12 protein-coding genes are annotated in these 9,201 nt (G+C 68.4%); 9 read left to right on the top strand and 3 right to left on the bottom strand.

The genetic code is table 11. The features are described 5' to 3' along the window. Window positions 1-692: LysR substrate-binding domain-containing protein (locus QZ847_RS07810; protein WP_294355099.1), on the top strand; the 692-nt coding region annotated here is incomplete at its 5' end. 40 nt (window positions 693-732) lie between these two features. On the opposite strand, the gene QZ847_RS07805 is transcribed toward QZ847_RS07810, so the two are convergent. Next, entirely contained in the window at window positions 733-1,191 is a 459-nt protein-coding gene (locus QZ847_RS07805) for a peptidylprolyl isomerase (RefSeq protein ID WP_093006432.1), read from the bottom strand. A gap of 142 nt (window positions 1,192-1,333) precedes the next feature. Here QZ847_RS07805 and mgtE point away from each other — a divergent pair, with 142 nt between their 5' ends. From mgtE to QZ847_RS07785, 4 genes are all read left to right on the top strand, one after another. Next, window positions 1,334-2,803, top strand: coding sequence for a magnesium transporter (gene mgtE / locus QZ847_RS07800; RefSeq protein WP_294355096.1), 1,470 nt, complete (start codon window positions 1,334-1,336; stop codon window positions 2,801-2,803). Between the two features lie 16 nt (window positions 2,804-2,819). After that, complete coding sequence (locus tag QZ847_RS07795; protein ID WP_294355094.1) at window positions 2,820-3,236, top strand: DUF1489 domain-containing protein; 417 nt, start codon at window positions 2,820-2,822, stop codon at window positions 3,234-3,236. A gap of 127 nt (window positions 3,237-3,363) precedes the next feature. Next, window positions 3,364-3,636: a hypothetical protein gene (locus QZ847_RS07790; RefSeq protein ID WP_294355089.1), complete on the top strand. Its 273-nt coding sequence runs from the start codon at window positions 3,364-3,366 to the stop codon at window positions 3,634-3,636. Between the two features lie 196 nt (window positions 3,637-3,832). Next, window positions 3,833-4,063, top strand: coding sequence for a hypothetical protein (locus tag QZ847_RS07785; protein WP_294191509.1), 231 nt, complete (start codon window positions 3,833-3,835; stop codon window positions 4,061-4,063). Window positions 4,064-4,066: 3 nt separating this feature from the next. Here the strand turns inward: QZ847_RS07785 and QZ847_RS07780 are convergent, their stop codons facing one another. Both QZ847_RS07780 and QZ847_RS07775 read right to left on the bottom strand, forming a co-directional pair. Continuing rightward, window positions 4,067-4,609 (bottom strand): DUF177 domain-containing protein, encoded by a 543-nt coding sequence (locus QZ847_RS07780; protein ID WP_294355085.1) that lies wholly within the window; start codon window positions 4,607-4,609, stop codon window positions 4,067-4,069. After that, window positions 4,606-5,115, bottom strand: coding sequence for a ubiquinol-cytochrome C chaperone family protein (locus tag QZ847_RS07775; RefSeq protein WP_294191511.1), 510 nt, complete (start codon window positions 5,113-5,115; stop codon window positions 4,606-4,608). Before QZ847_RS07775 ends, QZ847_RS07780 begins: the two co-directional genes overlap by 4 nt. A 175-nt stretch (window positions 5,116-5,290) precedes the next feature. Between QZ847_RS07775 and bamE the strand changes: the two genes are divergently transcribed. The 4 genes from bamE to QZ847_RS07755 form a co-directional block, all read left to right on the top strand. Further along, window positions 5,291-5,770, top strand: a complete 480-nt coding sequence (bamE, locus tag QZ847_RS07770; RefSeq protein ID WP_294191512.1) for an outer membrane protein assembly factor BamE — start codon at window positions 5,291-5,293, stop codon at window positions 5,768-5,770. 157 nt (window positions 5,771-5,927) lie between these two features. Next, window positions 5,928-6,470 (top strand): RcnB family protein, encoded by a 543-nt coding sequence (locus QZ847_RS07765; RefSeq protein WP_294191513.1) that lies wholly within the window; start codon window positions 5,928-5,930, stop codon window positions 6,468-6,470. A 292-nt stretch (window positions 6,471-6,762) separates the two neighbouring features. Beyond that, a complete protein-coding gene (locus QZ847_RS07760; protein ID WP_294355082.1) occupies window positions 6,763-8,139 on the top strand; it encodes a glycosyl transferase family protein in 1,377 nt (458 codons plus the stop codon). Then, window positions 8,136-9,201, top strand: a 1,066-nt coding sequence (locus tag QZ847_RS07755; protein ID WP_294355079.1) for a hypothetical protein, incomplete at its 3' end; no start/stop codon positions are given. The genes QZ847_RS07760 and QZ847_RS07755, both read left to right, overlap by 4 nt.

Below are 9,201 nucleotides of genomic sequence, written 5' to 3'. Positions count from 1 at the left end.
GCGACCGGTTGCTCGCCGCGATCGCGCCCGCGCTCGACAGCCTGTCGGACGCGGTCGAATCGATGACCAGCGGCGGCGAGGTGCTGCGCCTCAGGCTCGGCGTGCTGCCGCTGTTCGCCTCGCAGCGCTTGTTTCCGAAGCTGGCGCAGTTGCGCGCGGCGCGCCCCGAACTGCACCTCGACGTCGACACCGGCAGCAACGCGATCTCGCGGCTGGGCGAGGGGCTCGACGCAGTGATCGTGCTGGCGCGCGAGGTCGACCCGACGCTCTACGCCGAGCGGCTCGATCGCAACAAGGTCTACGCGATCGGCGCAAAATCGCTGGTGGAGGGTCCGGACCCGCTGCTGCTCCCCGAACAGCTCGCCGATCACAGCGTGCTGCTTCACCGCGACATGGCGGACAATTTCACCGCATGGCGTCACAGCGCCGGCATCGCCGATATAGAGCCCAAGGCGGTCGATCACTTCGACTCGGGCGCGCTGATGCTGGAGGCGGCAGCGCAGGGCTTGGGCGTGGCGTTCATGCTCGAGAGCCACTTCAACGACGCCAACGATCCGCGGCTGGTGCGCCTGTTCGAGCTGGAGGTCGAGAGCCCCTATTCCTATTGGTTCGTCTGCCGCCCGCGCGCGTTGCAGACGAAGCCGGTACGCATTTTCCGCGACTGGTTGATCGCGACGTTACGCACCGACTGACCCGCCACGCACGGCTGGCGCGGCGGGCGTTCTCGGCTGATTACTCTGCCTTCGCCTTGACGATCTTGCCCGGCTCGCGCGGCGGCTCGCCCTTGGGCAGCGCGTCGATCAGCTCCATGCCGTCCGTGACCTCGCCCCAGACGGTGTACTGGTTGTCGAGGAAGCGCGCGTCGTCGAAGCAGATGAAGAACTGCGAATTGGCCGAGTTCGGGTCCATCGTCCGCGCCATCGAGCAGGTGCCGCGCACGTGCGGCTCCTTGCTGAACTCCTGCTTGAGGTTCGGCTTCTTCGAGCCGCCGGTGCCGTTGTGGTTACCGCCGTCACCGCCCTGCGCCATGAAGCCGGGGATGACGCGGTGGAACGGCACGCCGTCGTAGAAGCCTTCGTTGGCGAGCTCGCCGATGCGCTGGACGTGCTCGGGTGCGAGATCGGGGCGCATGCGGATCGTCACGTCGCCGCCGTCAAGCGTCAGCGTCAGGGTGTTGAAGGTATCGGCCACACAGGTTCCTTTCGTGTTCTTGTGCGCACAGTTAGTGCCGCATCGATCGTGAGGCAAACGCGTGGGGGCAAATGACGCATGGCCAAGTGCGCGGGGCGGCGATAAGGCGCGCGGGTCGGCGAACAGCAGGGAGGCACGCGACATGAGCGAGACCGAGCTTCCCGATCTCGAACGCGAACAGCTATCGGGCGACGACGAGCCGGGCGAACAGTCCGGCGCGAAAAAGGCCGCGGCCAATCAGCCCGCCCCCAATCAGCTCGACGAGGACGACCGGCTCAAACCCGATTTCGTCGACGCGGTGCTGGAGGCCGTCGAGGAGGGCGACGTCGACGCCGCGCGCGCGCTGGTGGCGCCGCTCCACCCCGCCGACATCGCCGACCTGTTCGAGCTGACACCCGAGGACCGCCGCCGCGACCTCGCCGCCGCGATCGCCGACCAGCTCGACGCCGACGTGTTCGCGGAGATGAACGACTACGTCCGCGAGGCGCTGATCGACGCGCTCGACGCGCGGCAGGTCGCCGACATCGCGAGCGAGCTCGACACCGACGACGCGGTCGCGATCATCGAGGACATGGACGTCGAGGACCAGCGCGAGGTCCTGCGCGCGATGGAGCCCGACGACCGCGCCGCGATCGAGGAGGCTTTGTCCTATCCCGAGGAATCGGCCGGGCGCCTGATGCAGCGCGACCTTGTCGCGGTGCCCGAGCATTGGACCGTCGGCGATACGCTCGACTATCTGCGCGGTCACGACGAGCTGTTGACCGACTTTTGGGAAATCTTCGTTGTCGATCCGGCGCACAAGCCGGTCGGCACCTGCGCCTTGTCGTGGATCCTGCGCACGCCGCGCGGGATTGCGATGGCCGACGTGATGCAGCGCGAGCAGACGCTGATCCCGGTCGACATGGACCAGGAGGAGGTCGCACTCCGATTCCAGAAATATGCGCTTATCTCGGCGGCAGTGGTCGACCAGTCGGGGCGGCTGGTCGGCATGATCACCGTCGACGACGTGGTCCACATCATCCAGCAGGAGGCGGGCGAGGACGTGCTGCGCCTGTCGGGCGCAGGCGAGGGCGACATCAACGAGCCGATCCGGCTAACGGTGCGCACGCGCGTCGCGTGGCTGGTGGTAAACCTCGGCGCGACGATCCTGTCGGCTTCGGTCGTCGGGCTGTTCCAGGGCGAGATCGCGCGCTTCGCGCTGCTCGCCGCGCTGATGCCGATCGTTTCGGCATTGGGTGGCAATGCCGGGACGCAGACGCTCGCCGTCATGGTGCGCGCGCTCGCCACCAATCAGCTGACCAGTTCGAACACGCTCAGGATGCTGTTCCGCGAATTCCGCATCGCGCTCGCCAACGGTATCGCGCTCGGCACGGTTGGGGCGGTCGGCAGCTACCTCGTGCTCGGGCACCTGCAACTGTCGATCGTGTTCGCGATCGCAATGATGATCAACAGCGTCGTCGCGGGGCTGGTCGGCGTGATCGTGCCGGTCGCACTCGACAAGGCGAACGTCGACCCCGCGGTGTCCTCGGCGGTGTTCGTGACCACCGCGACCGACGTGATGGGGTTCCTGTCGTTCCTGGGTCTCGCGGCCTTGTGGGGGCTGTCGGGCTGACCCACATCCGCGTGGCATGTCCCTGCCACCGCTACATCTAACCAAGGTCGCGTTCGGCGCGGCGAGCCTCGACATTCTGACCGACCGGCTGAAGGCGCGCGCGGCGGCGGGCGAGCTGTTCCTGACGACGCGCTACCTGCCAAAGCGGCACGAGGAGGTCGCCGGGCGCGGATCGCTCTACTGGATCATCAAACACCAGCTCGTCGCACGCTCGCCGATCACCGGCTTCGGCGAGGCGGAGGGTGGGCGCGTCGCGATCCATCTCTCGCCCGACTTCCAGCTGATCCACGCCCGCCCGCGCCGCGCGCACCAGGGCTGGCGCTACCTGGAGGCGCACGAGGCGCCCGAGGACCTGAGCGGTGATGCCGGAGACGGCGTCGCCGCCATGCCGCCGGTGCTCGTCGGGCGGCTGGTGGAACTGGCGCTGCTGTAGGACTGCCCGTGATTGGGCACGGTGATCCAGCGGTGCGTCGTCTGCGTTTGATCTTAACGCTACAGCCCCGTCGACATCGTTGCGGGAGCATGGGACAGTGTAGCTTCCCGATCCGCTGGAGCTGCTCATGAGTGACCTCTTGATCGCAACCTTAATCGCGTTCGCGACCTTGACCTCGGCAACGGCTCAGACGGTCTTCGCGCGCTCGAATGGCACGACACGAAACGTTCCGGTTCCGGTGAACGGCAGTCCGGGCATGATGAATCAGCCGAACGTCGGCGAAGGGTCGGTAAGCTGCCTGAAACGCAAAACGACGGGAAACCTTGAATGCCATTCATTCAAAGAATGGCAGCGCATCGCCTATCGATTGGGAAAGAAGCAGCGGAAGCAGGGCCGATAAATCACGTCGGATCGGACCAGCGCGTCGGCCCTAGCAACTCGCCAGCCACGAGCGGCAGGAGAAGCATTCTCACGCACGCTGCTTCGTGCCTACCCTCTCCAAGTTCGGAAGGGCTCGTGCGCGAAGCCGATATGCTTTCCCTGCGCCCATCCGCCCATCCGCGCGTTGTGTCGGCTCCTACGCCACGGAGCACATAATGACCGACGACACCGCCGTTCAGGCCCGCCGCCGCGAGATCGCGAGCGAGCATCTGTTGTTCAAGCTGATCGAATATGTCGAGGCGAAGCACCCCGGGCTGCTCGACTATCTCGAAGGCAGCCTCGACCACCTCGGCGACCCGGCGCGTGACGAGACCAAGGACGACGAGGCGGTACGAACGATCGCGCGCAAGATGATCACCGGGGCTCGCGCCGAGGGTGCGAAATAGCGGCTAGGCGTCGCCGCCCAGCTTGCCCTTTAGCGCGGCGAACGGGTTGGCAGGCCGCGCCTCTTCCTCGCTGATCACGCCCGCCTCGCGCAACACCTCGGCGGCGCGGGGCGCGCGCGGAAACGGGTCGAGCGCCAGCGCCATCGTCTCGGCGGCGGTTTCGCCCAGGTCGATGCCGCCGCCCTCGATCTCTACCGTGTCGATCTCCTCGCCGACGAGTTCGTGCTCGTCCTCGTCGCCCGCGGGCGCGCGCGTGCCGGCCGGGTGGATGAACCGTAAGCTCACGTCTTCGTCGACCTGCGCCGGGATCGGGTCGCCGGTAACTGAGCACGCCTGCGTCACGGTCGCGGTCACGCGGCCGCGCACGCCGATGCCAGCCGCCTCCTTGCGTACCGTAAAGCGACCCTCCAGCCGGTCGATCGCGAGCAGGCCGAAGCGGCTTGCCAGCGCGGCGCGCTCGGCTTCCTTCGCGCTGACGGTCACCTCGCGCGGTTCCGATCCGATCGCGTCGAGGCGTTCGATCCGGCTGAATTCGGGCGCGCTCACGGCAGGCGTCCTTCCATGAGGTCGGGGATCGACGTCCGGTCCAGTGCAGCGTGGAGCGACAGCAATTCGCGCCGGACGTGCGCGACGGCCTCTGGCGAGGGCGCCTCGCCGCGGTACAGGTTGCGCACCAGCGCGGCGTCGAGCGTACCTTCAGCGATCCCTTCGCGATAGGCGCCGAGCCGCCCGCCCAGCATCCCCATCATCCGCCCGACATGCTTGCCGACCACCATGTCGCCGAATCCGATCTGGCGCACCTGCGCGTCCATGTCGTCGACGAACCGTTCGGTGAGCATCGCGGAAGGGCCTGCACCCTCCTCGTCACGCTCGAGCCGCAGCTGTACCATCGCCAACACCGCCGCCACCATGTCGAACCGCCCGTCGAGCGTATCGGGCACCGCGCCCGCGAGATACCAATGCTCCGCCCGCGCGCGCGCGATCACCGCGTCGTACAGCGGCAGCGCGGCGGTGCGGTCGCGTCCGCCAAACAGGGATTTCAGCCAGCCCAAGGTTTCTCGTCGCTTTATCAGATAAGAGTCTCGATGCCGGCGCGCTTGTGTCGCGCCCGCGCGGGGCATATTGGGGGCAAAGGCCGCACCTGTCCACGTTCGGGCACGCGTCCGTCCTCGTTGATGCGCGCTCGCGATCGGGTGCGGATCGCGAATCGTGTCCGCCGGAGAGTCCATGCGTTTCCTTCTTCCTCTCGCCGTCACCGCCGGACTGCTCGCCGCGGGCTGCACGCCGCTGCGCTCGCACCAGGGCTATATCGTCGACGCCGATCTGGTGAACTCGGTCCAGCCGGGGGTCGACAATCGGCAGTCGGTGCTGGCGACGCTGGGTCACCCGACCTTCGCCAGCCAGTTCAACCAGGGCGACTGGTATTATGTCGCGCGCGACAGCCGCAACCTGGCATACAACCCGCCAAAGGCGATCGACCAGCTGACGATGCGGATCAGCTTCGATGCGGCCGGGAACGTCACCGCGATCCGCAAGTCGGGCGTCGATCAGATTGCCGCGATCAGCCCGTCGAAGAAGGTCACGCCGACGCTGGGCCGCAGTCGCAGCTTCTTCTCCGAACTGTTCGGCAACATCGGCGCGGTCGGCGCGCCAGGTGCGGGCGGCGGTGCCGGTGGCGGTCGTCCGGGCGGTCGCGACCAGCCGTAAGGATTGCCCGCGCATTTGGTCGCAGCGGGCTGATGCGCGCGAAGCTGTCGTTTCGCTGACGAACCCATTCCCGCGTCGTTCAGTCGCACGGGCCTAAATACCCCTTCATGCCCGCAACGGTTTGTTCCGGTCGGGTTCGTGAAGAGGAGCAAATTCGATGCGTCGTCTGATCACCACCGCCCTGCTCGCCGCCGTTGCGCTGCCGGCAATGCCCACCGTTGCCGTCGCGCAGTCGCGCGAGGAATTGCGCCGCGACCGGCAGGACATCCGCCGCGAACAGCGAGACCTGAACGAGGCGCGTCGTTTCGGCGACCGCGACGACATCCGCGATCAACGCGGCGACCTGCGCGAGGCGCGGCGCGAGTACCGCGAGGATCTGCGCGGGCGTTACGGCAACGACTGGCGCGCCGACCGCGACCGCAACTGGGGTCGCGGCGACTGGTCGTCGTGGCGGCAGCAGAACCGCGCGCTCTATGCTCGCGGCAACTGGCGCGCCCCGTTCGGGTACCAGAGCTTCCGTCCGGGCGTGCGGATCGCGCCAAGCTACTTCGGAACGCGCTACATCGTCAACGATCCGTGGCGCTATCACCTGCCGCCCGCGCGCGGCTACACGCGCTGGGTCCGCCACTATAACGACGTGATCCTCGTCGATCAGCGCCGCGGTGTCGTCGTCGACGTGATCCGCAACTTCTACTGGTGACGGTGAAGCGCGCGGGCGGCATCGTCCGCGCCTTTCCGTCCCCCGTGATTGGCCGCGTCGAAGAATACGCCACGACGCGGCCGGTACCGGCTTGGGTCGGCACTGGTCCCGAAAGGGGGATAAAGGGACCGAAGCGCGAACGCCGTCGCGCCGCTTTTGTTCTACGCCGAACCGGCATGAAACGTCCAAACGACAATCTATAGCGGCGAAAAAGTCGTAAATCTTCGCGGCTTGCGCGGCACTTGCGTATTTTGCAGATTCGGTAGCGGGGACACCTTCGTCGGGGGGCGACATGGCCTATGGCATCGCCGCCGCGGCGCTGCACCTGTGCGACGCGTTGCTGCACGAGGCGTTGCTGTTCGCCGCGGTCATGTTCCTGCTGGGTGGTGTCGACGACCTGCTCGTCGATCTGGCCTATGTCATCCATCGCCGTCCGGCAGCGCGGCTCGATCAATTGCCCGAGACCGGCGGCGAGCGGCTGGCGATCTTCGTCGCCGCGTGGGACGAACGTGCGGTGATCGGCGCGATGCTCCGTGCCGCGCTCGCGCGCATCGAGCATCCGAACTATCGCATCTTCGTCGGTTGCTACCCGAACGATCCCGGCAGCATCGCGGCCGTCCGCGCCGTCGCGCGCGCTGATCGCCGCGTCCGCCTGGTGGTGGGGCCGCGCCCCGGTCCGACCACCAAAGCGGACTGCCTCAACACGCTGTGGCGCGCGTTGGTCACGGAGGACGCCACGGCGGGGGTGGCATCGCGCGCAGTCATCCTGCACGATGCGGAGGATGTGCTCCACCCGGCCGAACTGCGCGTGGTCGAGCATCATCTGGCAAGCCACGCGCTGGTGCAGCTGCCCGTCGTTCCCTTGATCGACCCCGCCTCGCCGATGGTCACCGGGCATTACGCCGATGAGTTCGCGCTGGCGCACGCGATCGCGCTGCCGGTGCGCACCGCGCTGGGTGCGGCGATGCCGCTCGCTGGAGTCGGCTGCGCGATCCGCCGCGACGCGCTCGACCGGTTGGCGGCGCAGACTGGCGACGCGCCGTTCGAGCCGGCAAGCCTGACCGAAGACTATGAATTGGGCCTGCGTGTTGCCGAACTGGGCCTTCGCAGCTGCTTCGTGCGCGTTCGCGATGGTGACGGCGCGCTGGTCGCGGTTCGCGCCTTCTTCCCCGATACGATCCGCGCCGCGGTGGTGCAGAAGGCCCGCTGGATGACGGGTATCGCGCTCGCCGGCTGGGATCGTACCGGCTGGGGGGAGCGGAAGCGCGCGGCGGAGCTGTGGATGCGGATGCGCGATCGTCGCGCGCCGCTGGCGGTGCTGACGCTCGCCGCCGGTTACCTCGCGCTCGTCGCCTGGGGTGCGTCGATGCTGGGGCACCTGCTGATCGGCGACGCGCCGCCTGGGGTGACCGACCTGCTTGCGGCGTTGCTGTCGATCAACGCGGTGCTGCTCGCATGGCGATTGCTGGTGCGCGCGCGCGCGACCGCGCATGAACATGGCTGGCGCGAGGGGGTGCGCTCGGTGCCGCGCGCGGTGCTGGGCAACATCATCGCGCTGCTCGCCGCCAGGCGCGCGGTGGTGCGCTACGCCGGGATGCTCGCGGGGCGCGCACAGCGCTGGGACAAGACCGTGCACCGCTTCCCCGACGTGCTGCCGACCGCCGGGTGACCGCGGCCGCGCCGGTGAAACGCGGCGTGGTGGCGCGCGGGTTCGGTGGCGACGGGCGACCGCTGCGGTTCCTGATGATCGTCGTGGGCGGCTGGACCGGCGCGCGGATCGCGCTGCTGTTGGGTGACCCGATCGCCGAGCGGACGGTGACCGCGCGCGTCGGGCGGCCGGTCGGGACCGGTGCGGTCGCGACGTCAAGGCCGGCTTCCCCTCTAGTCCCAGAAGTGCGTCGGGGAGAAGTGCGTCTGATCGCGCATGGCGGCGTTGCGCCTCGACCAACAATCACGCCGCGGGTGTGGCTGGCCACACCGTCTGATCGCGTTACTGCGGCAATTGATACGGCATCGATGCCGATTGCCGGCACCGACCAAGCTGCTGCCCTTGTCCCGTCACCAATCGAGCATGCGCTCCCCACCGGCGGTGATGCAGCGAGACCGGTCGCCCCAGCGCTCCCCGCGCGATCGCGTTGGTCGGGCAGCGCGTGGGCGCTGGTGCGCGGCAGCGGCGACGCGAGCGGCGTGGCGACACCGCAGCTGGGCGGCGGGCAGGTCGGCGCGCGAGTTGCCTACCGGCTGGATGCGCGCGGGCGGCTTGCCGCGGTCGCTCGCGTCGCCGCGGCGACCGGCACACGGCAGCAGGAGGGAGCGTTCGGGATTGAATGGCAGCCGACGCGGCTGCCGCTTCGCATTGCCGCCGAACAGCGCGTTGGCATTGCCAATTCTCGCGGTGGACCCGCGCTCGGGCTGATCGGTGGAGTTAGCGCATTGCCGCTCGGCGCTGGTTTCCACACCGACGGCTACGTGCAGGCAGGCGTAGTCGCGCGTGGCCAAGCCGATGCTTATGTCGATGGCGCACTGGTGGCGGGCCGCACGATCGCTGTGCGCGGTCGCACGCACCTTGAACTCGGCCTGGGTGCGTGGGGCGCGGCACAGCGCGGCGCGGCGCGGCTGGATGTCGGCCCCTCGGCGGTGCTCGTGCTTCCGGTCGAGCGGCAGGCGGTGCGCATCGGGGTGCAGTGGCGCGAGCGTGCCCTGGGCAATGCGCGGCCGGGTTCGGGCGCGG

Origin of the sequence: uncultured Sphingomonas sp. (genome assembly GCF_913778135.1) — a bacterium.
In the GTDB taxonomy this organism is placed as follows: Bacteria; Pseudomonadota; Alphaproteobacteria; order Sphingomonadales; family Sphingomonadaceae; genus Sphingomonas.
The sequence above is the reverse complement of the archived record's forward strand: the minus strand, read 5'-3'. Positions and strand labels throughout refer to the sequence as shown.

Bases quoted from the DNA above. Each gene is read 5' to 3' on its own strand.
- mgtE (WP_294355096.1), top strand. From the start codon at position 1,334: ATGAGCGAGACCGAGCTTCCCGATCTCGAACGCGAACAGCTATCGGGC.
- QZ847_RS07785 (WP_294191509.1), top strand. From the start codon at position 3,833: ATGACCGACGACACCGCCGTTCAGGCCCGCCGCCGCGAGATCGCGAGC.
- bamE (WP_294191512.1), top strand. From the start codon at position 5,291: ATGCGTTTCCTTCTTCCTCTCGCCGTCACCGCCGGACTGCTCGCCGCG.
- QZ847_RS07765 (WP_294191513.1), top strand. From the start codon at position 5,928: ATGCGTCGTCTGATCACCACCGCCCTGCTCGCCGCCGTTGCGCTGCCG.
- QZ847_RS07760 (WP_294355082.1), top strand. From the start codon at position 6,763: ATGGCCTATGGCATCGCCGCCGCGGCGCTGCACCTGTGCGACGCGTTG.
- QZ847_RS07795 (WP_294355094.1), top strand. From the start codon at position 2,820: ATGTCCCTGCCACCGCTACATCTAACCAAGGTCGCGTTCGGCGCGGCG.
- QZ847_RS07790 (WP_294355089.1), top strand. From the start codon at position 3,364: ATGAGTGACCTCTTGATCGCAACCTTAATCGCGTTCGCGACCTTGACC.